The organism is Sphingomonas sp. CCH5-D11, assembly GCF_001557395.1.
Lineage (GTDB): Bacteria > Pseudomonadota > Alphaproteobacteria > Sphingomonadales > Sphingomonadaceae > Sphingomonas.
The window spans coordinates 1-26,121 of record NZ_LSKH01000038.1; the positions used below are offsets into that span (position 1 = coordinate 1).

Sequence of the window (26,121 nt, forward strand, 5' to 3'; positions counted from 1 at the left end):
ACCAACGTCGGCGTCTTGACGTTGCCGACAAGGCTCAGCGGCGAGCGATTCCAATAGCTCATGGGATCTTCCCACGGCAGCTTGGAGAACCAGTAGCGCGACGTGAACAGGGTGTTGTCCATGGTCAGCGCCTCGCTGATCCAGTTGATCACCGGCTTCTGCGTCGCCGCCGCCTTGAACCGGTTCGTCTTGCCGACGATCCACGACGTCAGCACGCCGCCGCCTGAGCCGCCGGTCACGAACAGGTTGTTCGGATCCGCCACACCTTCCGCGATCGTGGCGTCGACGGCGGCCATCAGGTCGTCATAGTCCTGGCTGGGATAGTTCTTGTCGATCAGGTTGGCGAATTCCGCGCCATAGGAGGTGGAGCCGCGCGGGTTGGTCCACAACACCGCATAGCCGCCGGCGGCATAGAGTTGCACGTCGGTGGCGAAGGTCGGGCCATAGGCCGAATGGGGGCCGCCGTGGATCTCCAGGATCAGCGGCACGCGCGTGCCCGGTTGCCAGCCCGGCGGCGTGGCAAGCCAGGCGTCGACCGGCCGGCCGTCGGGTGCGGTGACGGCCACCTTGCGCACCGGGGCCAGCGCCTTGGACGCGGTGAGCACCTGATTGAGGTTGGTCAGCCGGCGCGCCTTGCCGCCGCTGGTGACCCAGACGTCGGCGGGCGCCGACGCGTCGCCGCCGGTATAGGCGATGGTGCCGCCGCGCGAGACTGAGAAATCGCCGCCGGTGTACGGACGATCAAGCCCGCCGCCGGCGAGATTGTCCGCTACGGTCGTCATCCGGCCGTCCATGCCGATGCGGACGAGCTTGCGCTGGCCCTTGTCGTCATAGCTGGCGTAGAGCGAGCGGCCGTCGCCGGCCCATTGCGCATCCTCGATTGAGCGGTCGAGCGATGCGGTGAGCGAACGCGGCGCGGCGGCATTGGCGTCGCCCACGTAAAGCTCGGCATTGGTATAAGCGCGCCGCTTGTCGTCGAAGCCGATCCACGCGACCTTGCTGCCGTCGCTGGAGAAGCGCGGCGCCGCGTCGGGGCCGTCACGGCTGGTCAGCGTGCGCATCGCGCCTGAATTGGCGTCCACCGCGATCACGTCCGAATTCATCACCTGCCGCTCGGCATCGGGGCCGCGGATGGCGGAGAACAGGATCGTGCGGCCGTCGTCGCTCCAGGACAGCGGGCCGCCGTCATCGAAATTGCCGAAGGTTAGCTGCTGCGCCGCGCCGCCGTCGGCCACGACGACGAACAGGTGATCATAGCCGGGCTTGCGATAGCCGGGGCCGTCGTTGCGATAGGTGACCCGGTCGATCACCTCCAGCGGCTCGGCCCATTTCGCGCCCTCGGGCTTCGCGGGTGCCTTGCCGAGCTTGGCCGGCTCGCCGGCGACCGTGGCGATATAGGCGAGGCGGGTGCCATCGGGTGACCAGGAGAGGCTGTTGGGATCGCCCGGCAGGCTCGTCACCCGCGCGCTGGCGCCATTGCCGAGCCAGCGGACGAACAGCTGCGAGCGATCGCCGTCGCCTGCGACATAGGCGATGCGGGTGCCGTCGGGCGACCAGCGCGGGCTGGATCCGCTGGTGGCGAAAGGCGTCTGCCGGCCGCTCGCCACGTCGATGAGCCACAAGGAGGATTGCATCCGATCGGTCATGATGTCGCCGGTGCGGCGGACATAGACGATGGTGCGCCCGTCCGGGCTGATCTGCGGGTCGGCGGCGATCGACAGGCCGAACACGTCGCTGCCGGTGAAGGTGCGGCTGGGCGCTTGCGCCGGGGCGGCATTCGGCTGCTGCTGTGCGGCGGCTGGCAGGGTGACGGCGGGGAGGGCGATGGCGGTGCAGGCGAGAAGACAGGCGAGAAGGCGCATCAAGATACTCCGAAGGACGGATGGCATCTTGAAGCGCGATCAGCCGGTGCTGGCAAGCGGCAGGTGGCTGAAGCGCGAGCAAATCTCTTCGCGCCGGAGAGGTTGGCGACAGCCGCCTCGCGACCTTTGGCTTCTCGGCCGTGCCGTACGCGGATCAGGCGCGCGTGGCCGTCACCAGATAGTTCAGCGTCAGGGTATCGGAGAGGCTGAAGCCGCTAGTGGGCGAATAGCTGATGCCGCGTGTGTCGCGCACTGCCAGGCCCGCATCGGCCAGCATCGCCGTCAGCTCCTCGGGCGTGATGAAGCGATCCCAGTCGTGCGTACCGCGTGGGATGCGGCCAGTGCCTTCCGCCAGCGTGATCATCGCCAGGCGCGACACCGGCGTGCGGTTCGGCGTGGACATGATCAGCAGGCCGCCCTCGGCCAGCGCGCCCGCGAGCCCGGCAACGAACGCCGCGGGATCGGCGACGTGCTCGATCACCTCCATGCACGTGACGAGATCGAATTGCTCGCCGCCCAGCGCCTCGATCCCTCCCGCGCGATAGTCGATTACCAGCCCGCTCGCGGCGGCATGGTCGCGGGCGACCGCGATATTCTCCGCCGCGGCATCGATCGCGGTGACGGACGCGCCCAGCCGCTTGAGCGGCTCCGCCAGCAGCCCGGCGCCGCAGCCGACGTCCAGCGCGCTTCTGTGGCCAAGCGGGGTGAAGCTGTCCGGATCGAGATCGAAATGCCGGTCGGCCTGCTCGCGGATATAGCGCAGCCGCACGGGGTTTAGCCGGTGGAGCATCGCGGAGGACCCGCGCGGGTCCCACCAATCCTTGGCCATGCCGCCGAAATGCGCCGCCTCGCGCGCGATCACGCTGGCATGATTGCCGGACGGAGCGGTATCAGTTGTTACAGTTGCGTCGGCCATGACCGCCTCCTATCAGGCGCGCCTGTTTTCCCCAAGCACTCCGAAAGTAGTCCCGTGGCCCGCATCGTCATGAAATTCGGCGGCACCTCGATGGCGGGGATCGAGCGCATTCGCTCGGTCGCGGCGCGGGTGAAACGCGAGGCGGCGGCGGGCAATGAAGTGGCGGTGGTCGTCTCCGCCATGGCGGGCGAGACCGACCGGCTGGTCAATTTCTGCCGCGAGGCGAGCGCGCTCTACGATCCCAAGGAATATGACGTGGTCGTCTCCGCCGGGGAGCAGATCACCAGCGGGCTGCTGGCGATCGCGCTTCAGGCGATCGGCGTACCGGCGCGTTCGTGGATGGGCTGGCAGCTGCCGGTCAACACGTCCGATGCCTTTGCCAAGGCGCGCATCGAGACGATCGATAGCGCAGCGCTGCTCGCCAGCATGGGCGCGGGCGAAGTGGCGGTGATCCCCGGCTTCCAGGGCGTGCACGCCAAGGAGGGCGAACGGGGCCGCGTCACCACGCTTGGCCGCGGTGGCTCCGACACGTCGGCAGTGGCGGTGGCGGCGGCGATCAAGGCCGATCGCTGCGACATCTACACCGATGTGGACGGCGTATATACCACCGATCCGCGCATCGTGCCGCGCGCGCGCAAGCTCGCCAAGGTGACGTATGAGGAGATGCTGGAGCTCGCCAGCGTCGGCGCCAAGGTGCTGCAGACGCGATCGGTCGGCCTGGCGATGAAGGAGAATGTCCGCGTCCAGGTGCTGTCGTCGTTCACCGGCGAGGACGCGCCAATGGCGGATACATTGCCCGGAACGATGATCGTGGGCGAACAGGAGGTTGAAGACGTGGAACGCCAGCTGATCACCGGCATCGCGCACGACAAGAACGAGGCGAAGATCACGCTGACCGCGGTGCCCGACAAGCCGGGCTCGGTGTCGGCGATCTTCGAGCCGCTCGCCGCGGCGAACATCAACGTCGACATGATCATCCAGAATATCGCCCATGACCATGGCGCGCGGGGGACGGGGTCCACGGACGTGACCTTTACCGTGCCGTCCGCCGATCTGGCTCGCTCGATCGAGACGCTGAACCAGGCGCGCGAGGCGATCGGCTTCGCCGAACTGGTGCACGACACGCGCGTCGCGAAGATCAGCGTCGTTGGCGTCGGCATGCGCAGCCATGCGGGCGTGGCGAGCACCATGTTCTCGACCCTGGGCGCGCGCGGGATCAACATCCAGGCGATCTCGACCAGCGAGATCAAGGTCAGCGTGCTGATTCACGAGGACGAAACCGAGCTGGCCGTGCGCGTGCTGCACACCGCTTATGGCCTGGACGCCGACGAAGCGGCCTGAGCCGCTAGGTCAGCAGAACCGCCGCCGCGATGATCAGCGCGGCGACGATCAGCGCTGCCGCAATGAGGCGGCTGTCGAACGTCTGAGCCGGCGATGGTGCGGGCGGCGCCTCCGCGCGGCGGGCGAGCGCGCGGATGAGGCGCGGGAGATCGTCGCCGAGGCGGTCCACCTCCATGGCGACGGCAGCGGCGCGGCGCGACCAGCGTTCGGGTGACAGCCGCTCCATCACCAGCCGGCCACTGGCGCGCCGCATCGCCGCCGCGAGATCGAAGTCCGGCTCGATCGCGCCGAGCACGCCGTCGAGCGTGATCAGCGCCTTGAAGAGCAGCAGCAGATCGGGCGGAAAGGCGAGCTTTTCCTCCCGCAGCGTCCCGAACAGGTCCGCGACGAGATCGGCGAGCACCAGCCGACGGCCGTGGCGAACCACCAGCCCCTCCGCGATCGGCAGGAAGCGGGATATCTCCGCCTCGCGCTCCGCCCAGCGGGCCAGCGTTTCGGCGAGCAGTGCGGGGTCGTCCGTCACCAGCGCTTGGACGAAGGCGATGAATTCCTCGCGGCGGCGCGGGCTGACATGCCCGATCAGCCCGAAATCGATCATGCCGATGCGATCGCCCGGCAGACACAGGAGGTTGCCGGGATGCGGATCGCCGTGGAAACGGCCGTTTATCAGGGCCATCTGTAGCACGATGTCGGCGCCCGATGTGGCGATCACCGCCGGATCGATCCCGGCATCGCGCAGCGCCTGCGCATTGCGTGGCGGAATGCCGGCGAGGTGATCCATCACGATCACCGCCTCGGACGTATAGTCCCAATGGATGCGCGGAATGACAACGCGAGGATCGCGGACGAAATCCTCCCGCAGCAGATCGGCGTTGCGGCCTTCATTGGCGAAGTCGAGCTCGCCCAGGATCGCGCTGCCGAGCTGGCGGACGAGCTTGGTCGCACCGAAGCGGCGCGCCTCGGCATTGGATCGCTCCATGACGCGAGCCACCTCGCCCAGCAGGCGAAGGTCCGCCTCCATACGCGGGCGGATGCCAGGGCGGCGGATCTTGACCACGACATCAGTGCCATCGTGAAGCGTCGCGCGGTGCACCTGCGCCATTGAGGCGGCGGCCAGCGGTTCGGGATCGAAATGGGCGAAGACCGTCTCCGGTGGCTCGCCAAACGCGGCCTCCACTGCCGGGCGCAGATCGTCGAAGGGCAGGCGGGGTGCGGCGCTTTGCAAATGTTCGAATGCCGCGATCCAGTCAGGCGGCAGGATATCCGCGCGTGTCGCCATGATCTGGCCGAGCTTCACCCAGGTTGGGCCAAGCGCCTCCAGCGCGCGGCGGGTGCGATCGGGCAGGTCGAACGGCTCGGGCTGATCCTGCGCGCTGCCGAGGCCCAGGCGCGCAAGCAGCACGTCGAGGCCAAAGCGTGACATGACGGCGGCGACTTCGCTCAGCCGAGCGCGATCGCGGGCGGCGACCTTCAACGTGGCAAGCATCCCGATCACTCGCCGATCAGGTGAAGCGCGATCTGCCGGCGGTGCGCCGCGCGGCGATGTTCGAAAAGGTAGATGCCCTGCCATGTGCCGAGCACCGGGCGGCCGCCCACGACGGGGATCGACAGGCTGGTGGCGGTTAGCGCCGCGCGGAGGTGCGCGGGCATGTCGTCCGGCCCCTCGTCGTCATGCTCATAGTCGCGCGATTCGGGGGCGATGCGGGCAAGATAGCGTTCTAGATCACGACGTGCGGCTGGCGCGGCGTTTTCCTGGATCAGCAAGGAGGCGGAGGTGTGACGGATAAACAGCGTGAGCAGCCCCTGATCCACGCCGGTGGATGTGACCCAGCCGGTGACATCGCGGGTGAATTCATGAAGGCCTTGGCCGGGCGAAGTGACGATCAATTCGGTGGCGTGCTGCCGCATGTTTGTCTCCGCCGCGCGACCGGTGTAGCGGCGCGGTGATGAACGATACCACGATCGAGCGCCCAGGTTCCCCTCAGGCCGGTTCCCCTCAGGCCGGTTCCGCCCGCCTATCGCGCCGCATGGCGCGCGGCGCTGCATTTCTTGGCAGCGAGGTGGCCATCATGGCCGGCGCGATGAGCTGGGTGAGCGAGCGCAACCTCGTCGCCGCCATGTCCAATGCCGGCGGCTTTGGCGTGATCGCCTGCGGCGCGATGACGGTCGACCTGCTCGATGCCGAAATCGCCGCGACCAGTGCTCTGACCGATAAGCCGTTCGGCGTGAACCTGATCACCATGCACCCCGATCTGATGGCGCTAATCGAGGTATGCGCAAAGCATGAGGTCGGTCATGTCGTCCTCGCCGGCGGGCTGCCGCCCAAGGGCTCGCTGGAGGCGATCAAGGCTTCCGGCGCCAAGGTGATCTGCTTTGCCCCCACGCTGGCGCTGGCGAAGAAGCTGATCCGCTCGGGCGCGGACGCGCTGGTGATCGAGGGCTCCGAAGCGGGCGGGCACATCGGGCCGGTTTCCACGAGCGTGCTGGCGCAGGAGATCCTGCCGGCGATCGCCAACGATGTCCCGGTGTTCATCGCCGGCGGGATTGGCCGCGGCGAAGCGATTGCGGGCTATCTCGACATGGGCGCCGCCGGCGTCCAGCTCGGTACGCGCTTTGTCTGCGCGACCGAATCGATTGCGCATCCCCGGTTCAAGCAGGCGTTCATCCGCGCCTCGGCCCGCGATGCGGTGGCAAGCGTGCAGATCGATCCGCGCCTGCCGGTGATCCCCGTTCGCGCGCTGAAGAATGCGGGCGGAGAGCTGTTCACCGCCAAGCAGCGCGAGGTGGCGCAATCGTTGGACGAGGGCGCCGTGGCGATGGCCGAGGCGCAGCTTCAGATCGAACATTATTGGGCCGGCGCGCTGCGCCGCGCGGTGATCGACGGCGATGTCGAGCACGGCAGCGTGATGGCCGGACAGTCGGTCGGCATGGTGACCAGGGAAGAGCCGATCGCGGACATCATCGCCGCGCTGATGGCGGAAGCGGCGCAGGCGCTGGAGCAGCGCGCGGCCTGAGCCGCTTTTCGCTGGCGTGCCCGCTTGTCCAGGAGGCGGGCACGGCCGTTCACCCGATCATGGGCGGGCCGAAGACGGACCAGCCGGTGCGGTGCGCCAGCATCTCCAGTGCGCGCACGCCCAGCATCGAATTGCCATGCTGGTCAAGGTTGGGTGACCAGACGGCGACGGCGGCTGTTTCGGGAACGATCGCCAGAATGCCGCCGCCGACGCCGCTCTTCGCCGGCAGTCCGACGCGCAGCGCAAAATCGCCCGATCCATCATAATGGCCGCACGTCATCATCAGCGCGAGCAGCTTGCGCATGCGGCGCGCGACAGCATCCGCTTCCGCGTCTTCCGGCTGGCGGCGCGTGCGCGCCAGGAACAGCCCGGTCCGGGCCAGCCCCTCGCAGTCCAGCGTGATCGCGCATTGATTGACATAGGCCTCCATCACCTCGTCCGGCGGTGAGTGGAGATTGCCGTGATGGCGCATGAAGCTCATCATCGCACGGTTGAGATCGCCGCCTTCCTGCTCGGAGGCGAGGACGTCCGGGTCGAGATCGACCGTTTCCAGCCCGCCATGGTGGCGCGCGAAATCGACCACTGCGCTTGCCTGTGGATCGTCGCCCAGTTCCTCGACCAATATGTCCACCACGGCCAGGGCGCCGGCGTTGACGAACGGGTTGCGCGGGATGCCCTTTGTTCGTTCCAGATCCACGATCGAGTTGAACGGATCGCCGGACGGCTCGCGCCCGACACGTTCGAAGATGCCGTCACCCACCGCGCAAAGCGCAAGCTCCAGGGCGAAAACCTTGGCGATGCTCTGCAACGGGAATGGCGTCTGCGCTGCGCCGCCAGACACCAGATCGCCGCTTGTTGTCACAACGGCGATGCCGAAGGGGCCGGGTGCCAGCCCCTCCTCCTTTGCGTCGGCGGCGCGCTCGATCTCTTGTGCCTCGTCACTGATCTCTCGGGCGATCTGCGTCACGATCGCTTTCAGTTCGTCCACCGCCCGGGTTCGCGTCATGCCTGCTCCGCCATTGATCTGATCGTGTCGCACAACGTCGACCGGCGGGATCGGTGCCCTGCAAGGCTGGGTGCGGAGCCGTGTCCTTGGTGCAACGGCGTGCAAGGAAACGGGAACGGGCAGGGGATCCGGCGCCCTTTACCTTGCATTCACCCAATCACCGGCACAGCATTCCGGGGATAACGGAGCCGCCATGTCACGCGTAACGCAAGCCGTCGTCGCTATCGCAGCCATTGCTGCGGTTGCAGCCTGCGCCTCCCGGCCGAAGGAAGTGGCGATGGTCATGCCGCCGCCCGAGCCGGCACCGGTGCCGGTTCATGTCACGCCGCCGATCACGCCGATCAATCGCGGGCTCTCGCCAGCGGCGACCGTGTGGCACATGCGGGTGGCGCTGAACGTCGCCGCCCTCGCCTGTCGCGGCGCGCAGGAGGCGGTGATCGTGCAGCGCTACAATGCGATGCTGGCCAATCACAAGACCATGCTGGCCAGCGCCGAGACGCAGCTGTCCGACCAGTATCGCGCCGGCGGCGGGGACTGGCAGGACCGGTACGACGATGCCATGACGAAGCTCTACAACTTCTTCTCCCAGGCGCAGGCGCGCGATGCCTTTTGCACCGCCGCCGCCGCGACGCTGGCGGAAACCGAACGGCTTGGCCCCGGCGAGTTGCAGATGTTCGCCGCCGCCGTCCTGCCGACTCTTGATGCGCCGTTTGCGGAGATGCTGGCGCCCCGGCCGATGATCGCAGTCGCCGCGCCGGTGACAGCGCCTGTGGTTGGCGCTGCGCCGATTGCCGCGGCTCCCGTGGCAACGCGCGTCGCTGCCGTGGCTCCTGCTGCGGTGGTTGACCCGCGGGTGTCATCGCCTGCATCCGGCGCCACGACGCTTGCCGAACGCACCGGGGCCGCCGGCCCGGCGATCGCGGCCGCCGCGGTAATGAAAGCGGCCGGAGGCAGGCCGAAACAGCCCGCCGGCGCTGCCTTGTCGCCCGCCGCTGGTACGCCCCGTGCGGCCGTGGCGACGCGTGCGGCGTCACCGGCTGCGGCGGAGGATGCCCCGGCCGTTGCGCAGCGGGTGCCTTGGATCGAGGTCGATACCGCCGTCTTCAAGGACTGACCGGATCGGCTCCATGGGGCTACCCGAGCCCGCAACGTTCGGTTAACAACGGCGAAATGGAAACCGGCCAAGCCGACCAGCCGCTGGAAGGGCGCTTTGCCGGCGTGGAACATCGCCTGCCGGTGCGCGTCTATTTCGAGGACACGGACCTGTCGGGCGTGGTCTATCACGCCAATTACCTCCGCTTCATGGAACGCGCGCGGTCAGACATGCTCCGCCTGGCGGGCGTGGATCAGCGCGCGGCGCATGACGCGGGGCTGGGGGCCTATGCGGTGGCGAGCCTCGCCATCCGCTACGTCGCGCCGGCGCGGCTGGACGATGCACTGGTCGTGTCCACCCGGGTGACGGCGGTTCGCGCGGCCAGCGTTTCCATTCATCAAAGAGTCATGCGCGACGCGCTTGTGCTGGCGGAGGCGGATGTCGTGGCGGCGCTGGTGGCGCCGTCGGGGCGGCCGCGCCGGCAACCGCGAGACTGGATCGACCGTTTTGCCGCGCTTGTCGACAAGGGGGAAAAGAGGCCTTGAACCCGTTCTTCAATACCGACGCTGCCACGCTCTCACCTATTGCCCTGTTCCTGCAGGCCGATTGGGTGGTGAAGCTGGTGATGTTCGGCCTGCTCGCCGCAAGCATCTGGACCTGGGCGATCATCTTCATGTTCTGGCGCAAGCTGGGTCGCACGCGGCGCGCCACCGAGACGTTTGAGCGCGATTTCTGGAAGGCGGACGACATCGATGCCTTCTACAAGACGCGGGCGGACGAGGATCTGCCGAGCGCGCGCGTTTTTGCGGCGGGCGTTGCCGAATGGCGCCGCTCCACGCAGGGTGCGGTGATCGATCGCGGCGGCACGCGTGAGCGGTTGGCGACGACGATGGGCGCGGCCGTTGCCAGCGAAATCGACAAGCTGTCGGACCGGCTGAACGTGCTGGCGACCGTCGGATCGGTGGCGCCGTTTGTCGGCCTGTTCGGCACGGTGTGGGGCATCATGCGCAGCTTCACCAGCATTGCCAGCCAGCAGAATACCAGCCTGGCCGTGGTGGCGCCCGGCATCGCGGAGGCGCTTTTCGCAACGGCAATCGGCCTGTTCGCGGCGATCCCGGCCGTGATCGCGTACAATCGCTTCAGCCACGCTATCAATCGTATCGAGGCGCGGCTCAATCGCTTCGCCGATGGTTTCCACGCGACGCTCTCGCGTCAGCTGGACCGCGAGCGGTGAGGGGCGTCATGGGCCATCTTGCGCCGGCTCGGGAGCGCTGAGAGGTGGCGATGCAGCTTCCTTCGCAGCGATCGGGCGGCCGCCGTGCACCGATGGCAGACATCAACGTGACGCCGCTTGTCGACGTCATGCTGGTGCTGCTGATCATCTTCATGGTCACCGCGCCGCTGCTGACGGCCGGCGTGCCCGTAAATCTGCCAGACAGCCGCGCCAAGCCGCTGGATCAGGACAAGCAGCCGACCGAGATATCGCTGGACGCCGACGGCCGGATCTTCATCGCCAAGGATGAGGTGTCCGAAGACGCGCTGGCCGAACGGCTCGATGCAATCGCGGCGCAGTCGGGCGAAGGCGATCCGCCGCAAGTGTATCTGCGTGCCGACCGCGCGCTGGATTACGGGCGTGTGATGCGCGTGATGGGTGAACTCAACCGCGCCGGGCTGAATCGCGTCGCTCTGGTGACGATCGGGGACGAGTGACCCGAATGGAGCGGTCGGAAAAGGTCGGGCTTGGAGTAGCAGGCGCAGGGCATCTGATCCTGTTCGGCCTGCTGTCGGTCGGCTTTCTATCGACCCCCAATCCGGAAAAGCTGAAGCAGCAGCCGATCGACGTCAGCCTGGTGAAAGACGTCGGGCTGGAGGCGACCGCACCGCAAGCGGTAGAGGAGCCGGCGCAGTCGATCGCGCCCGAGACTGGCGAACCGGACGATGCCGCGCCGCCCGCTCCCTCGGAACCAGCACCTGCGCCGGAGCCGGCACCCGCACCGCCGCAACCGCAGCCCAAACCAGCGCCGCCCGAGCCTGCGCCGAAGCCCGCGCCAAAGCCGAAGCCTGCGCCGCCCAAGCCGGCGCCAGCACCGAAACCTGCCGAGAAGCCCAAGCCCCGGCCCAATCCGGCCGCCGAGCGCGCCGCGGCCCAGAAAGCCGCCGCCGCGAAGGAAGCAGCGGAAAAGAAGGCAGCTGCGGCCGCCAAGGCCAAAGCGGCTGCCGAGGCGAAGGCCAAGGCCGCAGCCGACGCCAAAACCAAAGCGGCTGCCGATGCAAAGGCGAAGGCAGCGGCGGCAGCAAAGGCGCGCGGATCGGGATCGGACAGCGAATCGAAGAGCGCGCGGCCGCGCGGCGGTCGTCTCGGAGATGACTTCCTCAAGGGCCTAACCAGCGAGCCATCAAAGAGCCGCAGCCAGACGCCGCGCGCGGCGAAGATCGATGCCACCGCTCTTGCATCGATCGTCCAGGCGATCGCGCGGCAGATCCAGCCCTGCGCCGATCGGCAGGTCGACCCAGGTCCGGGCGCCAATGAAATCGTAACGACGCTGAACCTGCGCCTGAACGAGAATGGCACGCTGGCCGCCACGCCCACCATGGTCCGCCAGACCGGAGTCACCGCCCAGAACGAACGCTATGCCCAGCGCGTCAAAGATCTGGGCATTGCGGCGTTCAAGGGTTGTTCGCCGTTGAAGCTGCCGCCGGAATATTATGACACGCCCAACGGCGGTTGGAACAACATCAACTTCAAATGGAAGCTGCGGTGACGATTGGCTGAGGCGCTTTCGCGGTGCGTAGCCGGCATCTTGCTGGTCGGATCGCGGCCGCTACATGCGCCGTTCATCTAGGCCCGTGGATGGGGCAGGATGCGCTCCGATCCGGGAGCCGGGCCCAACGTCCGAGTGAGAGGAAGACGATGAAACGCTTTGCCCTGTTGGCCCCGCTCATGCTCGCGATGCCGGTGATCGCGCAGGACGTGCCGCCAACGCCGCTAGTGGTGCCCGGGACAGCTGCCCAGAGTCAGGCGCCGGGCCAGCCCGAGCCCGTAGAGGCGCCGGCGCAGACCGCCGGCGGGCCGCTGGAAGTCGACGTGACCGGTGGCATTTCCGCGCCGATGCCGATCGCCATTCCGGCGATGCCGGCAGCCGCGATCGCGCAGACACCGGCGGGATCGACGGATGCGCTCGGCCGTCAGCTGGCCGAAATCGTGACGAACGATCTGCGCAATTCCGGCCTGTTCAATCCCTTGTCCCCGGCACAGTTGCGCACCGTATCATTCCCTGAGGTGACGGCGCCCGCCTTCGATTACTGGGGCGGCACCGGATCGCAGGCGCTGGTACAAGGCTATATTCGTGCCAATGGCGACGGCACGCTGACGGTTGGCTGCTACCTTTTCGACGTGTCCGCGCAGACCGAACTGATGCGCCAGGGCTTCGTGGTGCCGCCATCGGACTGGCGCCGCGCCGCGCACAAATGCGCCGACATGGTCTACACCCGGCTGACCGGCGAGGGACCGTATTTCGACAGCCGCGTCGTCTATGTTTCCGAAACGGGTCCCAAGGGCAAGCGCATCAAGCGCCTGTCGATCATGGATCAGGACGGCGCCAACCACCGATTTCTGACCAATGGCCAGTCGATCGTGCTGACCCCGCGCTTTTCGCCGAACCAGCAATCGATCGTGTACATGAGCTATGTCGGTCGTGTGCCGGCGATCTACGTCTATGAAATCGGCTCCGGGCGGCAGCGGCTGGTGGTGCAAAATGTCGCCACCACCTTCGCCCCGCGCTTCTCGCCGGATGGTCGCTGGATCCTCTTCTCCATGGCGTCGGGTGGCAACACCGATCTCTATCGCGTCGCGGCGGGGGGCGGCACGCCGCAGAAGCTGACGAACTCGCCCGGGATCGACACCGGCGGCAGCTATTCGCCCGATGGAAGCCGGATCGTGTTCGAGAGCGATCGTTCCGGCGGGCAGCAGCTTTACGTGATGAATGCTGACGGATCGAACCAGCAACGCATCAGCTTCGGTGGCGGTCGCTATGGTACGCCGGCGTGGAGCCCGCGTGGCGACATGATCGCGTTCACGCGCATGTCAGGCGGGTTTCGCATCGGCATCATGAGCCCGAACGGATCGGGCGAGAAGATCCTGACCAACAGCTGGCATGATGAGGGTCCGTCGTGGGCGCCGAACGGCCGGGTGCTGATGTTCTATCGCTCGGCGCAGGGGCGTAGCGGCAAGGCGGATCTCTGGTCGGTCGATCTGACCGGCGTAAACGAGCGCCGCGTGCCGACGCCGCTGGACGGTTCGGATCCTTCATGGGGTCCGATCCGGCCGTGAATTTGATATCGGGGCAAACGGGGACGGAATATGGGAGAAAAAGAATGGCGAGACTGACCACCACCATCCTGCTCGCGACTGCGCTGGTCACCACGGCCGCCTGCTCGAAGAAGCGGCCCGAGGTTCTGCCGCCCGCGCCGGGTGAGGCGCCTGCCGAGACGACCGGTCCGACCGGTCCGACAGAGGGGGCCGTCGTTCCGGGCTCGTCCGAGGACTTCAAGCGTTCGGTGACGAGCGACACGGTGAATTTCGGTCTCGACCAATATGATATCGATGGCACCGCGCGCGGCATCCTCGACAGCCAGGTTGTGTGGCTGCAGCGCTATCCGAACGTGCGCGTGACGATCGAGGGCCATGCCGACGAGCGCGGCACGCGAGAGTATAATCTGGCGCTCGGCGATCGCCGCGCCAACGCTGCGAAGAACTATCTGGTGGCGCGCGGAATCTCGCCCAGCCGCATCACCACGATCAGCTACGGCAAGGAACGCCCGCTGGCGCTTGGATCGGACGAAGAAAGCTGGGCACGCAATCGCCGCGCTGTGACGGTGGTCCTGAACTGATCCTGCCTGGAGCCGTGCTGGGCATTGGTCGGCACGGCTCTAGCAGATTAGGTAAGCACACCCTCGGTCAACGACCAGCGACGAAAAGAAGCGGGCGTCCGCGCCGTTTCGCGAACGCCCGCACGAGCAGCGGCGGCGATGCGGGAGCGAGACGCGCCGCTGCAAGCGTCAGGCGGCGCCCACGGACGGTGCCAAAGCCCAGATGGTGAGCAGGAAGCCGGCAAACAGCGCCGGGAAAAAGCTCGGACGATGCATTGTTCGTCTCCTTTCCCGAGCGCAGATGCCAGGGTCGGGCCCGGTCGTCAGCGGCGTAGCGACCGGAACGCCGCCAGTGCGACAAGCACGTATCCTTGCGCGACGAAGCTGCCGGGGGGGCGGCGCCTCAGTCCGGCTCAACGGGGGATATTGCGTCTTTCGCCGTGCTGCCGGCAAGCGGGCGCGCTTCCTCGATCAGCAGCACCGGAACGCCATCTCGGATCGGGTAGGCGAGGCCCGCTGCGGTCGATACCAATTCGTTCGCCGTGCTGTCGAAGGCGAGCGGCGTCCGCGTGACGGGACAGACAAGCCGCTCAAGCAACCAAGGATCGATCGTCATTGCAGCGTGACGCGATCGTCGCCGTCATGGCGGCCGAAGAACTGCATCAATTGCACGATCAGATCGGCCCTTATCGTGATCCCTTCGGCCTCTAGCAGGGCCTGTTTGGCCGCAACGTCGAAAGGCGCGATCTGCGCGATCCCGTTCACGAGGCTCTGGTCGTCCAGTCGGGACACGGCCTCCCAATCCACCGCATAACCTTGGTTCTCGGCGAAGCGGCGCGCCTCCATTTCGAGCGATGCGCGCGCGCCGAGCGAGAGGGTTTCGGGTTCGCCGGCGGGTACAAGCTCCGCCTCCACCTGGCGGAACAGCGTGCTTACATCCAGCTCGCGCAGCACCCGGAAAAGCGACAGACCCTCCAGCACCAGATTGGACCGGCCATCATCCAGCATCTCGATTTCGGCGATGCGACCCACGCAGCCGATGTCGTAGAGTGCCGGCCGGTCGCCGGCCCCTGCCTCCATGATGCGCGGTTGGATCATGCCAATGCGCCGGTCGCGCGCCATCGCGTCCGAAACCATGGCGCGGTAGCGGGGCTCGAAGATGTGCAGCGGGAGGTGCATGCCCGGGAAGAGCAGGGCGCCGGGCAGGGGAAAGATGGATAGGCGCGTCGTCCGAACAGAATGGCGGACAGGCGACGACGCTGGGCCGACACCCAGGGATCCTCCAGCCCGACCACTTCAAAGAGCTTCAGCAACTGCTGGCGGGCAGCGCCCTCGTTCCAATCGCGATCCTGCGCGGTGATCGCGAGGAAGCCATCGGCCGCCGCATCCCGGTCGCCAGCCGCCATCTGCGCATTGGCCAGATCGAAGCGCGCCTGAAGATCGCCAGGGTTTGCCGCCACGGCGGCCTCCAGCGGCGCGAGATCGTTCACCTGCGGCGCGGATCGGGCGAGCGCCAGCGCAGAACGGGCTCGTTCGAGATCGGGGCGGCCAGCGACATCCTCGGGCAGATCCTGAAGGGCAGCTTCCGCTTCCTCATGGGCGCCGGCTGCCACCAGCGCCCGGATCCGGCCGGACAGTACCGCTGGATGATCAGGCGCCATTTCGAACAGCTGGTCGAAGATCGACAGCGCGCGCTCCAGGTCACCTTCGCCGAGCACCTGTTCGCCCATCGCGATCAGCGGCTCGAGCTCTGCCTCCTGCGCCTGTGCATCGCCTTCAATCGGCAACTGGCGCAGCAATTGATCAAGCGTGGCGCGCAGCTGGGATTCGGTACGGGCGTTGGTCAGGTCGGCAACCAGCTGGCCCTGGAACATCGCATAAACGGTGGGGATCGAGCGGACCTGGAATTGCGACGCGATGAACTGGTTCTTGTCCGTATCGACCTTGGCGAGCACGACGCCCTTGTCGGCGTAAGCGGCCGCGACCTTTTCGAGCACTGGGGCGAGCGCCTTGCACGGGCCACACCATTCGGCCCAGAAATCGATGATGACCAGCTTCGTCATCGACGGTTCGACCACGTCGCGGCGGAACGCCTGAACGGCTTCCTTTTCCGCGGCACTCATTCCCAACGTAGCCAAGGGCTGCTCCCGATTAGTCGTTCGCCCCCTTATGTGGTGACGGGCCGGGGGAAGCAAACCCCCCGGCCCGTCCTGTCCATCAACACAATGGCTGCGCCGGCGCGCAGGCCGGGATCAGAATGCAGCGGTCAACGAGAAGAGGACCGTGCTGTCCGCGATCGAACCCGTGCCATCCTGGCCCTTGCTGAAGCTTGGCTGGATATAGGCCGTGTCCCGGCTGCTGAGATTGGTGTCGACATAGGCGACACCCAGCGTCAGCGGCGTGTTGGGGATGGCGAGGTCTGCGCCGATCAGCCAGTCGATATATTCGCCGGTAGGCGACACGCTGGTCGCAAACGGCCCCAGTCCCTCATTGCCGTTGGAGAAGCCAATATGGCCCTTCAGCGTGACGGGCGTGTTCGGCACGGCAGCTGCGCCGTCGACCCAAACGTAGATATTGTCGTTCTTGTCGCCCGGATCGTCATAGATGCCTTCCGCCGCCGATGCGCCGTTCAGATACCAAGCACCGAGCGCCTCCTGCTTCGGCGCATAGGCGAGACCCACCGTCAGCGCAGCCGGGCCGAGCGTGCTGGAAACCTTGACGTAAGGCTCGATGAAGTCGGTGTTGTCGAAACCGCCCGGATACATGTACCAAGTGGCGCCAACGTCGACGGACACATCGTTGAACGTGGCCTTGTAGCCAGCGATCAAATCGAGCTCCATGTTGGCACCGCCGAACGTGCCCCAGCCGGCCAGGTTCGACCCCCAGGTGCCGATATACACGCCGCTTTCATGCGCGATGGTGAGGCCGCCCTGCACGGCAAGGTTCTCGTCAGTTTGGGAGACGCCGCGGAAGCGATAGTCGGATACCAGTCCGACACTGCCGCTCACCGTTACGGCCTTGGGTGGCTCTTCGTCCTGTGCGGCGGCGGGAAGCGCCAGCATCGCCAGGGCGAGGGCGGGAACATATTTCAGTAACGTCATGGAACCTCCTGTTGGCAGAGGCTCCTCCTGCTTCCGATCCGCCCGCGCTCCTCCTCCCCTATGGAGCGGTCGCGGGCTGGCCGAACACTCTGACGCTACCGCAGCAAATCGAATGTAATGTTGCTGAATTGCGTCAAAGTGTTTCTAGCATCATGGTTTATGCGGCGAGTGTGGCAATCCGGCCACGTTGACCACGCAGTTCGACCGGATTGCCGGCCGCCTTGCGACGCTGGAACCAGTCACGCAGCAGTTCCGCAGTAGTGTGATCCACCGCGTCAAGCTTCGACACGTCGAGCCGAACGGGCGCGCCCGCGGGAACGCGGTCCAGCGTCGCGGAAAGCTTCGGGAGTGTCACGAACGTCGCGGCGCCATCAAGCTCGATTGCATGAGCATCGCCGTCACGCTGCTCGCGCACCTTAAGCCTCAACCGGCGCAGGTTGGGGATGAGTTCCAGGACAGTCAGCGCAATGCCGGTGAGAACGCCCGTCAGCAGATCGGTTGCGACAACCATGATCAGCGTCACGGCCCAGATGGCAACCGGCAGCAGCCCATAATCCTTGAACAGATGCTTGGCATGCTTGAGGCTGACCAGGCGCCAACCCGTTACCACCAACACGGCGCCAAGCGACGCCATGGGAATGGCGCGCAGCAGCCAGGGAAGGAGCGCGACGAAGCCGAGGATCCAGATACCGTGCAGGATTGCCGAGGCGCGCGTAACCGCACCGGCCTGGACGTTGGCCGAGCTGCGAACGATCACGCCGGTCATCGGCAAGGAGCCGGCGAACCCGCACAACAGATTACCCACGCCCTGTGCGCGCAGTTCCTTGTTGTAATCGGTGCGCACGCCGTCGTGCATCTTGTCCACCGCTGCGGCAGACAGCAGCGTCTCCGCCGAGGCGATGAAAGCGATGGCCACCGCGGCAGTCAGAACGGCGGGATCCATGAAGCGCGACACAAAGCCGCTTTCCGGCGGCGCGATGGCGGCAACGATCGATTCAGGCACGACCACCTTGGCCACGTCAAAACCGAAGATCAGCGTCAGCACCGTCGCCGCGAGCACACCAACCAGCGCGCCCGGTAGCAGCCGGAGCGATTGCGGGCGGAACTTCTCCCAACCGACCATGGCGATGATGGTGACGAGCGCGAGCATGAACGCCAGCTCGGTCGCACGGATGTCCGACGACAGCCCAAGCAGGCGGCCCGGCATGGCGGCGAGGTTTTCCGGCCCCGACGACAATGGCCGCGCATCGAACAACACGTGGAACTGGCCGACGACGATCAGCACGCCGATGCCAGCAAGCATTCCGTGGACCACGGCCGGGCTGATCGCCCGAAACCATCCGCCCAGACGGAAAATGCCGGCGGCGACCTGGATCGCGCCGGCAAGGATGAGGATCGGGCCAAGGGCGGAGAGCCCCTGATCGCGAACCAGTTCGAACACGATGACCGCGAGTCCGGCCGCCGGGCCGGAGACCTGCAGCGGCGAGCCGGCGAGGGCGCCGACCACGATGCCGCCGATGATACCCGTGATCAGTCCCTTTTCGGGCGCAACGCCTGATGCGACCGCGATGCCCATGCACAGCGGCATCGCGACCAGGAACACCACGATTGAGGCGGTGAGATCTCGCCCCAGGAACTTGATCGAGGGTATGGAGACGCCGGGGCGCTCTGCCGCTGCCTGGGTCATTATTCCGCTGCCTCTTGCGTGATGAAGTCCGCCGCCAGCCGCTTCGCAGCAGGCAGCGCGACCGGAAGCGGGCGATCCTCGCGGACGGACTCGAAGCGGCCGGTCTCGCCATTCAGGGCGAGCATCTGACCTGCGTGAATGTCCACGAACCAGCCATGAAGCGCGATTTCACCGCGCGCGATGCCAGCAGCGACCGACGGGTGCGTGCGCAAGTGGGCCAGCTGCGCCACGACGTTCTCGAGGCTGACCGCGCGAACGCGCGCACCGTCATCCATATCGGCGTAGCTCGAATCGACAACCTGCCGTGCCGCCGAACCGTGCCGCAGCCAGGCAACGACGTTGGGCATGGATTCGAGTTTGGCGGGATCGCCGGCGAGGCCCTTCATGGCGCCACAATCGGAATGACCGCACACGATGATGTCGCGAATGCCGAGCGCCAACACGGCATATTCGACGGTCGAGGTGACGCCGCCGTTCTGCGTGGCATAGGGAGGCACGATGTTGCCGGCGTTGCGGCACACAAAGAGGTCGCCGGGCTGAGCCTGCATGATCTGTTCGGGAACCACGCGCGAATCAGCACAGCTGATCATCAGCGCCTTGGGCTCCTGACCATGGTTCGCGAGCTTCGAATAGAGCGCGCGGCTGTCCTCATAGACCTTCTTTTCGAAGTCAAAGACACGGCCGATCAGTTCGTTCACGGAAGCTGCTCCTGAAATTGGAACAGCCTACATAATTGCTGCGCCTTTCTGGCCCGCAGCGATCACGTTACGTTTTGTGTCCGGCCGCCAATTGGGTGATCGGCAAAACAATCGTGGCGACCAGCCCGTCCTCCGGGCGATTGGCAAGTGTGAGGGTTCCCCCTTCCGCCTTGATCGCCTGAACCGCGATCGGAAGACCAAGTCCAAAGCCGATCGTGTCGCGCCCGCGCGCCGGGTCAAGGCGGACGAACGGTTCCAGAACGTGTGCCAGTTCCTTGTCGGGGATGCCGGGGCCCGTATCAAGGACTCGGATGGTGACGACGCCGTCGCCGGGCGCGAGTTCGACCACCGCTGACGCCCCGTATTTCAACGCATTGTCGACCAGGTTGGTCAGGGCGCGCTTCATCGCCAGCCGACGCAGGCGGAGCTCGAGATGGTCGGGACCGACGTAGCGCGCCTCATGGCCGCGATCGGTGGCGTCATCGACCAGTGTGGCGCACAGCACCGCGAGGTCCAGGGCTGAGCTTTTCTCGGGATCATTGTCCCCGCTGAGAAAGGCCAGAAGCGAGGCGATCATCGCCTCCATTTCCGAGATGTCCTGCCCGATCGCTTCGCGTGTGTCAGCGCTCGCGATCGTCTCGGTTCGAAGGCGGAGTCGCGCGAGCGGCGTGCGCAGGTCATGCCCGACCGCCGCGAGCGATTGCGTGCGCGCCTCGATCAGTGCGCCGATCCGTGCCTGCATCCGGTTGAAGGCGCCGACCAGACGGCGAACTTCGCGCGGGCCGCCTTCGGGCACCGCGCCGACCTCGTCATGGCCAACGCGGTCCGCGGCCTCGGCCAGCCGGCGCAAGGGGTGGAGCGCACGACGCAGCATCAGCCCGCCCAGCACCATCAGCGCGACTGCCGGCACCAGCCCCAGCAGGATCCGCTCAAAGGCGAAATCCAGCCGCGCCACCGCGTCCAGCGTGCGAAAGTGCAGCCAAGTGTCGTCCCGCAGGCGCAGCGCGCCGCGCACCTTGGAACTTCGCCCCGGCGAGATGAGCCGTAGCCGCAAGTCGCCCGTGCGCAGCGTCGGCTCCCAATCAACGATCTGCCGACGCATGGGATCAAGCGCCGGCTCGACCGCGGGCGGCACCCCGGCTGCCCCGTCCCACTGCACCTCATAGCGATCGGTGGTCAGCTCATGCGCGAGCGCCGGGCGCTCAGCGGGTGGCCGATCTTCCAGCAGGCGCCGGCTGATTACCAGATGTTCCGCCAGGCGCCGTGCCTCGTCATCGCGGACCGAGAACTCGCTCGCCCGCTCGTAGAGCATGGTCGAGACGCCAAACTCGATCAGCATGGTGAGGAGAAGAATGGCCACGACCTGCCCGAGCAGGCCGACGCTGGGAAGCCAGCGCCTCAACTGCGCTCCACCGGCACGTTGAGCATATAGCCGACACCGCGCACGGTGACGATCGGCGCCTGTTCGCCGGCGCTCGACAGCTTGCGGCGCAGGCGGCTGACCAGCACGTCGATCGACCGATCGGAACTGTCGCCCAGCCGGGTGCGCGAAAGCTCGATCAGGCGTTCGCGGGCGATGACGCGCTGTGCGTGATCGGCAAGGGCGACGAGGAGGTCGAATTCAGCGCCGGTCAGATCGACCGAGGCGCCCGTGGGCGAGGTGAGCTCGCGCCGCGGCAGGTTGACCGTCCAGCCCTCGAAGCGCAGCAGCCCCTGATCGCCCTCGCCAGAGCGGCGGTCCAGCGCTGGCCGGCGAAGCACTGCCCGGACCCGCGCGACCAGTTCACGCACGCCAAATGGCTTGGCAATGTAGTCGTCCGCGCCCAGTTCCAGGCCGACGACCCGGTCGGTCTCGCTCGATCGCGCCGAGATAAAGATGATCGGCACGTCGCTTTTTTGCCGAAGCGACCGGCACAGATCGATGCCGCTGGTGCCCGGCAGCATGATATCGAGCAGCACCAGATCCACCGGCCCGGCATCCAGCGCCAGCCACATTTCCGGCGCGGCAGAGGCCGGCCGCACGTTGAACCCGTTTTCCTGGAGCGCGCGCGCTGTGAGCGTACGCAGCGCGGGATCGTCCTCGACGAGCAAGATGGTAGGGGCTGTCATGCCGCAGCGCAGGTAGGCGGGGAGGACCTCTTCGGTCAATCTTTCTGGAAGAATGTGCTTTTGGGGGTTGCAGGGGTTGAATCGCGCTGCTAGTGGCCGCGCCTCACCCAGCCCGGAGGCTTCCGGGACTGACGCCAGAGCGGGCGTAGCTCAGGGGTAGAGCACAACCTTGCCAAGGTTGGGGTCGAGGGTTCGAATCCCTTCGCCCGCTCCAGTTTCTTCAGCGATAGCAGCATATTAGAAACTGCCGCCTCGGCGGATCGGTGCGATGTGTCTTGCAAGCTTCGTGGCGCGCGCTGCAAAAGTGGCCGACCTCTTGCCCGCATCCTTCTTCTACTTTGGCCGGCCCCGCATGTGATCTGCTGGCGCCGCGTCCCTATGGCGTGCTGAGCGGGGCGAGCATGCGCTCGAACACCGATTCGTCGATCTGCTGCCCGCACAGTTTGGCGCGGCTGCGGCCGGCCATGATGCTGGAGAATAGCGCGGTATCGGCCACGGACAGCGAGCGGTCGGGATGCATCCAAGCCTTCAGGTATCGACCGGAGGTTCGCCCGCGAAGATAGCGCAACTGCGCGGCGAAGGGAGCAAAGGTCGGATCGCGCGCGACAACGAGCATCAGTTCGAATGACGCTTTCAGCGCGACCTCGTCGGGCAGCGCCATGGTGCCGGACAGCGACATGGCTGGCAATTCCCCTTCGAGCGGCGCCACGGTGCGTCGGTACGTGCTCTCGAATGCGGCGCGCAACAGTTCCGCACTGCTCCGGAAGCGACTGGATACCATGCCCAGCGTCACCTCCGCCGCTTTCGCCACGGCTCGGTGAGTGAGGCCGGGAAGCCCGAACTGAGCCACCGTTGCCGCTGCCGCTGTCGCGATATGCTGGGTCATTTGGTCCCATGCCGGCTCAGGCGGCTGGCCGGCAACCGCGGCGGTCCGTGCCATGGTCCGCAAGGGCGCGGCAGCGCCGGAACGACCGGACGACCATTCCGTCCAGGTCCGGCAGGTTTCCTCGAGCACTGCGCGATCAAGTGGACGCCGCCAACGCAGCAGATGCAGGCTGGATTCACCGTCAAACAGAGCCATCACCGCGCCGGTCAGCTCGCCAAAGCCGAAATGGGCGCACAATGGCGTCCAGAAATCCCTCCAGAGGGCGGCCCATTCCTCGGCCGGCCCTCGTTCGGTCGGGTTGCGCATCGCCTGTGCCTGCGCCTCGCGCCAGGCGAAGGCTAGCGGCCGCTGCTGTTCGCACCAGTCATCGATCAGCGTTGCGAGCAGCGGCGCGAAGAAAGACGGATCTCCGGGGAGTGTATCCAGCGCCGCGAGCTGGCGCATTGCCCACTCGCGCGCCTGTATGCACGCGGCATGCGAGGCGCGCCGGACCAGCTGATCCATGCCGCCGAAGTGATGATAAATTGATGAGGTTGGAATGTCCGCGTGCAACGCCGCCGCGCGCGCGGACACACCCGCCGCCCCCTCGCATTCCCACAAAGCAATGACGCTCGCTTCCAGCCGATTAACGGTTGTGACGCCGACGTCGCCGGGCTCGGCTGATTGCTGTTTCATCCGCTCCATCTAGCTTTCTGAAATCGTTCGGTCACCCGCACACAAGCCTTGATACAGATGTTCTACAAGGTGCGTTCTGGATTAGGCGAAGAATAGCAGTCTGGTAGAAAACGACCTGTCACGACCACGTAACCAGCTGGACCCGTGCGAGTCATACAACCGTTCTAATGGCGCCCCGAGGGACAAGGGAAGGGGCGTCAATGACTATCGGAAAGGGCCATCAGCTAACCGCGGTGTCCATGCTTGCACTGCTGACGGCTACGCCGGCTTTCGGACAGGCGCTCGCCAGCAATGCGGCGGCGGTGCCGGTCGCCCCCGTTGACGCACCAGGCGATAATGCTGCCGACGGCGACATCGTTGTGATGGGGTCGATCCTCCAGGCGCAGCGCTCTTCAATCGAGCAGAAGCGAAATGCAGACAATCTGATCGATGTCGCCGCGGCGGACGCGGTGGGGCGTTTCCCTGACCAGAACAGCGCCGCTGCGCTGGCCCGCCTGCCCGCGGTCGCGGTTCAGCGCGATCAGGGGCAGGAACGCTATATTCAGGTGCGCGGCGCGCCGAACCGCTGGACCTCCGTCAGCATCGATGGCGTCCCTGTGGTGGGCGTGGATGAAGGCGGCACAACGCGCGCCTATCGCTTCGATGCCATTCCGGCGGTTCTGCTGAGCGGCCTTGCCATCAACAAGTCGCTCACGTCGGACATTCAGGCCGAAGCGATCGTCGCAAGCATCGACCTGCGCACCTATTCGCCCATGTCGGAGAAGGGGCTCAACGTTCAGGGCGACCTTGGATACGGCTTCATGGAGCTGGGCGGAGGCGAGCAGCGCCAGGGCTCGCTGCGCGCCAGCTGGTCCAATGACGTGGTCGGCGTGGTGATTGGCGGGTCGCACTACCGCCGCAAGCAGGTAACTGACAATCGCGAGGTCGGCCTGTACGACGCCAGCGGCCCGACCGAGTTCGACATCCGCAGCTATCGCCTGATGCGCGAGAATAACGGCCTGTTCGCCGGGGTGGAATTTGCCCCCGCCGATGGCCAGCGGCTGTGGGCGAAGGCGATCTACACCAGCTTCAACGACGACGAGCAGCGCAACCAATATGAGTTCCGGCTGGATCGCGCCGTTGGTGGGACCCGCGGCGCGCAGAGTGGCGACCTGCTGCGCGTGCCGGTGCGTGGCACCTTCAACGACGGCAAATACCGCACGCGCAACTACATCAACACGATCGGCGGCGAGCTGGAGGATGGGAATGGTCTCCGTGCCGCGGTCACGCTGAACTATACGCGCACGGAAAACACGACCGATCTGCCACTGATTCAGGCGAGCACGCCGGGGAGCGCCTCGCCCTCGCTGACCTATGACTTCAGCGATCCGCGCTTCCCGATCGTGCAGCTGTACAGCACGGTAGCGGGCGCGACGCCTGGCAGCTTCGCACGCGGCCCGGCGCTTGACGGCTTTGACCAGCGTACTCTGGCGGGCACGTACGTGATCCCGGGCCGGCAGGACTCCTTCACGGACAGCTATACCGCGAAGCTCGACCTGTCGAAGGAGTTCGATCAACTGACGCTGTCGGCTGGTGGCCTTTACGCCGATCGCACGATCGATGGCTTCACCTTCGCGACCAGTTCCGTCGTGAACCTTGCGGCATTTCCCACAGGCTCGGGACTGGCATTCAACGTCAATGATTATGTGACGGACGATCGCTGGGACACCAACTTTCCGCTGGGCATCTCCTTCAACAATATCGACAATCCGGCGCTGGGACGTGATGTCGGCGTGATCCTCGACCGCCTCCAGGCGCTCGGCATCTACAATCCGGCGAACGACGTACCGGTCAGCAACCGTTATGCGCTGAACGAGCGCCTCGCGGCCGGCTATGCCATGGCCAAGCTGCGGTTCGACGCGGGGCAGGTGATCGCGGGCGTGCGCGTCGAACACTTTGAACTCGACAATCGCGGCACGGCGCTGTTGCGCGGGAATGTCGCTGCGCCGCTTTCGGCCGGGCAGAGCTATACCGACGTCTTCCCGAGCCTGAACGCGCGCTTTGATCTATCGCGCGACTTCGTGTTCCGTATCGCCGGCCAGCGTGGCATCGCGCGGCCCTCCTTTGGCGAGATCCGCGTCGGTTCCTCGATCGATGATACCGCCTCGCCAGGCAGCATTGGCGGCGGCAACCCGAACCTGCGCCCGGAATATACCTGGGGCGTGGACGCCAGCCTGGAATATTACCTGCCCGGCAGCGGGATCCTGTCGGTTGCCGGCTTTCATCGCTGGGTAGACAACGTGCTGTACGCCAACACCCAGGTGGTCGGGAACGATGCGTTCGATAGCGGCGGGGTGGATCGCTCAGCCTATCTCCTGACCTCGACGTTCAACGGCGAGAGTGGGCGTCTCTACGGCGTGGAGCTCAACTACCAGCAGCAGTTCACCTTCTTGCCCGCGCCATTCGACGGCTTCGGCTTTCAGGGCAATCTCACGCTGCTGGACGGCCAGTTCGACACTGCGGAACGCCAGGACATCCGCTTTCCCGGCACGTCAAACCGGATCGCCAATGCATCACTCTATTTCGAGAAATATGGCCTGTCGGCACGCGTCAGCTATCAGCATCGCACGCGCTGGCTGGATACGCTTGGCGGGCTTGGCATCGGCGCGGGCAGCGGGGACGAATATCGCGCCGGCTATGACAATCTCGACGTCGCGATCCGCTATGCGATCACCGACAACATCGGCGTCTATGCCGACCTGAACAACCTCACCAACGCCATTTACTGGGCGTATCAAGGCGATGAGAGCCGACCCACCGAAGTGGAGCAGATCGGCCGCCGCTTCCTGTTCGGCATTCGCTTCAACTTCTGATCCCTTCCCGAG

At 66.2% G+C, this 26,121-nt stretch carries 24 protein-coding genes and 1 tRNA gene; 11 read left to right on the forward strand and 14 right to left on the reverse strand.

What is annotated here, in order from left to right:
* Window positions 1–1,862: S9 family peptidase (locus AX702_RS02390; RefSeq protein ID WP_066775745.1), on the reverse strand; the 1,862-nt coding region annotated here is incomplete at its 3' end.
* Window positions 1,863–2,016: 154 nt separating this feature from the next.
* A complete protein-coding gene (ubiG, locus tag AX702_RS02395; RefSeq protein ID WP_066775746.1) occupies window positions 2,017–2,778 on the reverse strand; it encodes a bifunctional 2-polyprenyl-6-hydroxyphenol methylase/3-demethylubiquinol 3-O-methyltransferase UbiG in 762 nt (253 codons plus the stop codon).
* Between the two features lie 54 nt (window positions 2,779–2,832).
* On the opposite strand from ubiG, the gene AX702_RS02400 reads away from it, so the two are divergent.
* Window positions 2,833–4,119, forward strand: coding sequence for an aspartate kinase (locus AX702_RS02400; protein WP_066775747.1), 1,287 nt, complete (start codon window positions 2,833–2,835; stop codon window positions 4,117–4,119).
* Between the two features lie 4 nt (window positions 4,120–4,123).
* Here the strand turns inward: AX702_RS02400 and AX702_RS02405 are convergent, their stop codons facing one another.
* Complete coding sequence (locus tag AX702_RS02405; protein ID WP_066775787.1) at window positions 4,124–5,605, reverse strand: ABC1 kinase family protein; 1,482 nt, start codon at window positions 5,603–5,605, stop codon at window positions 4,124–4,126.
* 5 nt (window positions 5,606–5,610) lie between these two features.
* The gene (locus tag AX702_RS02410) at window positions 5,611–6,027 is read right to left on the reverse strand and encodes a secondary thiamine-phosphate synthase enzyme YjbQ (protein WP_066775788.1); all 417 of its coding nucleotides are present in this window, start codon (window positions 6,025–6,027) and stop codon (window positions 5,611–5,613) included.
* A gap of 119 nt (window positions 6,028–6,146) precedes the next feature.
* Here AX702_RS02410 and AX702_RS02415 point away from each other — a divergent pair, with 119 nt between their 5' ends.
* The gene (locus AX702_RS02415) at window positions 6,147–7,133 is read left to right on the forward strand and encodes an NAD(P)H-dependent flavin oxidoreductase (RefSeq protein WP_066775749.1); all 987 of its coding nucleotides are present in this window, start codon (window positions 6,147–6,149) and stop codon (window positions 7,131–7,133) included.
* Window positions 7,134–7,182: 49 nt separating this feature from the next.
* Here the strand turns inward: AX702_RS02415 and glsA are convergent, their stop codons facing one another.
* The gene (gene glsA, locus AX702_RS02420) at window positions 7,183–8,139 is read right to left on the reverse strand and encodes a glutaminase A (protein WP_066775750.1); all 957 of its coding nucleotides are present in this window, start codon (window positions 8,137–8,139) and stop codon (window positions 7,183–7,185) included.
* A 193-nt stretch (window positions 8,140–8,332) separates the two neighbouring features.
* Here glsA and AX702_RS02425 point away from each other — a divergent pair, with 193 nt between their 5' ends.
* The 7 genes from AX702_RS02425 (at window position 8,333) to pal (ending at window position 14,122) form a co-directional block, all read left to right on the forward strand.
* The gene (locus AX702_RS02425) at window positions 8,333–9,253 is read left to right on the forward strand and encodes a hypothetical protein (protein WP_066775752.1); all 921 of its coding nucleotides are present in this window, start codon (window positions 8,333–8,335) and stop codon (window positions 9,251–9,253) included.
* A 56-nt stretch (window positions 9,254–9,309) separates the two neighbouring features.
* Window positions 9,310–9,777, forward strand: a complete 468-nt coding sequence (gene ybgC / locus AX702_RS02430; RefSeq protein WP_066775754.1) for a tol-pal system-associated acyl-CoA thioesterase — start codon at window positions 9,310–9,312, stop codon at window positions 9,775–9,777.
* Window positions 9,774–10,466 (forward strand): protein TolQ, encoded by a 693-nt coding sequence (gene tolQ / locus AX702_RS02435; protein WP_066775756.1) that lies wholly within the window; start codon window positions 9,774–9,776, stop codon window positions 10,464–10,466. The genes ybgC and tolQ overlap by 4 nt, the downstream gene beginning before the upstream one ends.
* A 50-nt stretch (window positions 10,467–10,516) precedes the next feature.
* The gene (tolR, locus tag AX702_RS02440; protein ID WP_177179128.1) at window positions 10,517–10,942 is read left to right on the forward strand and encodes a protein TolR; all 426 of its coding nucleotides are present in this window, start codon (window positions 10,517–10,519) and stop codon (window positions 10,940–10,942) included.
* Between the two features lie 5 nt (window positions 10,943–10,947).
* Window positions 10,948–11,994: a cell envelope biogenesis protein TolA gene (locus tag AX702_RS02445; RefSeq protein ID WP_066775761.1), complete on the forward strand. Its 1,047-nt coding sequence runs from the start codon at window positions 10,948–10,950 to the stop codon at window positions 11,992–11,994.
* A gap of 149 nt (window positions 11,995–12,143) precedes the next feature.
* Window positions 12,144–13,562: a Tol-Pal system beta propeller repeat protein TolB gene (gene tolB / locus AX702_RS02450; protein WP_066775789.1), complete on the forward strand. Its 1,419-nt coding sequence runs from the start codon at window positions 12,144–12,146 to the stop codon at window positions 13,560–13,562.
* Between the two features lie 44 nt (window positions 13,563–13,606).
* Complete coding sequence (pal, locus tag AX702_RS02455) at window positions 13,607–14,122, forward strand: peptidoglycan-associated lipoprotein Pal (protein ID WP_066775766.1); 516 nt, start codon at window positions 13,607–13,609, stop codon at window positions 14,120–14,122.
* Window positions 14,123–14,504: 382 nt separating this feature from the next.
* Here the strand turns inward: pal and AX702_RS02460 are convergent, their stop codons facing one another.
* The 8 genes from AX702_RS02460 to AX702_RS02495 form a co-directional block, all read right to left on the reverse strand.
* Window positions 14,505–14,717, reverse strand: coding sequence for a Trm112 family protein (locus tag AX702_RS02460; protein WP_066775767.1), 213 nt, complete (start codon window positions 14,715–14,717; stop codon window positions 14,505–14,507).
* On the reverse strand, window positions 14,714–15,280 hold the full coding sequence (locus AX702_RS02465) for an LON peptidase substrate-binding domain-containing protein (RefSeq protein ID WP_066775769.1): 567 nt from the start codon (window positions 15,278–15,280) through the stop codon (window positions 14,714–14,716). The genes AX702_RS02460 and AX702_RS02465 overlap by 4 nt, the downstream gene beginning before the upstream one ends.
* Window positions 15,196–16,224, reverse strand: a complete 1,029-nt coding sequence (locus AX702_RS02470) for a tetratricopeptide repeat protein (RefSeq protein WP_082745936.1) — start codon at window positions 16,222–16,224, stop codon at window positions 15,196–15,198. The genes AX702_RS02465 and AX702_RS02470 overlap by 85 nt, the downstream gene beginning before the upstream one ends.
* 129 nt (window positions 16,225–16,353) lie before the next feature.
* Complete coding sequence (locus tag AX702_RS02475; RefSeq protein ID WP_066775771.1) at window positions 16,354–17,202, reverse strand: TorF family putative porin; 849 nt, start codon at window positions 17,200–17,202, stop codon at window positions 16,354–16,356.
* A 157-nt stretch (window positions 17,203–17,359) separates the two neighbouring features.
* A complete protein-coding gene (locus AX702_RS02480; protein WP_066775773.1) occupies window positions 17,360–18,889 on the reverse strand; it encodes a SulP family inorganic anion transporter in 1,530 nt (509 codons plus the stop codon).
* On the reverse strand, window positions 18,889–19,587 hold the full coding sequence (locus tag AX702_RS02485) for a carbonic anhydrase (RefSeq protein WP_066775775.1): 699 nt from the start codon (window positions 19,585–19,587) through the stop codon (window positions 18,889–18,891). The genes AX702_RS02480 and AX702_RS02485 overlap by 1 nt, the downstream gene beginning before the upstream one ends.
* Before the next feature lie 67 nt (window positions 19,588–19,654).
* A complete protein-coding gene (locus AX702_RS02490; protein ID WP_066775777.1) occupies window positions 19,655–20,989 on the reverse strand; it encodes an ATP-binding protein in 1,335 nt (444 codons plus the stop codon).
* On the reverse strand, window positions 20,986–21,696 hold the full coding sequence (locus tag AX702_RS02495; RefSeq protein ID WP_066775790.1) for a response regulator transcription factor: 711 nt from the start codon (window positions 21,694–21,696) through the stop codon (window positions 20,986–20,988). Before AX702_RS02495 ends, AX702_RS02490 begins: the two co-directional genes overlap by 4 nt.
* 139 nt (window positions 21,697–21,835) lie before the next feature.
* On the opposite strand from AX702_RS02495, the gene AX702_RS02500 reads away from it, so the two are divergent.
* Window positions 21,836–21,910, forward strand: a tRNA-Gly gene (locus AX702_RS02500).
* Window positions 21,911–22,072: 162 nt separating this feature from the next.
* Here AX702_RS02500 and AX702_RS02505 read toward each other — a convergent pair.
* Entirely contained in the window at window positions 22,073–23,257 is a 1,185-nt protein-coding gene (locus tag AX702_RS02505) for a TetR family transcriptional regulator (RefSeq protein ID WP_197420473.1), read from the reverse strand.
* A 200-nt stretch (window positions 23,258–23,457) separates the two neighbouring features.
* Between AX702_RS02505 and AX702_RS02510 the strand changes: the two genes are divergently transcribed.
* A complete protein-coding gene (locus AX702_RS02510; RefSeq protein ID WP_231731695.1) occupies window positions 23,458–26,109 on the forward strand; it encodes a TonB-dependent receptor in 2,652 nt (883 codons plus the stop codon).
* Window positions 26,110–26,121: the final 12 nt, after the last annotated feature.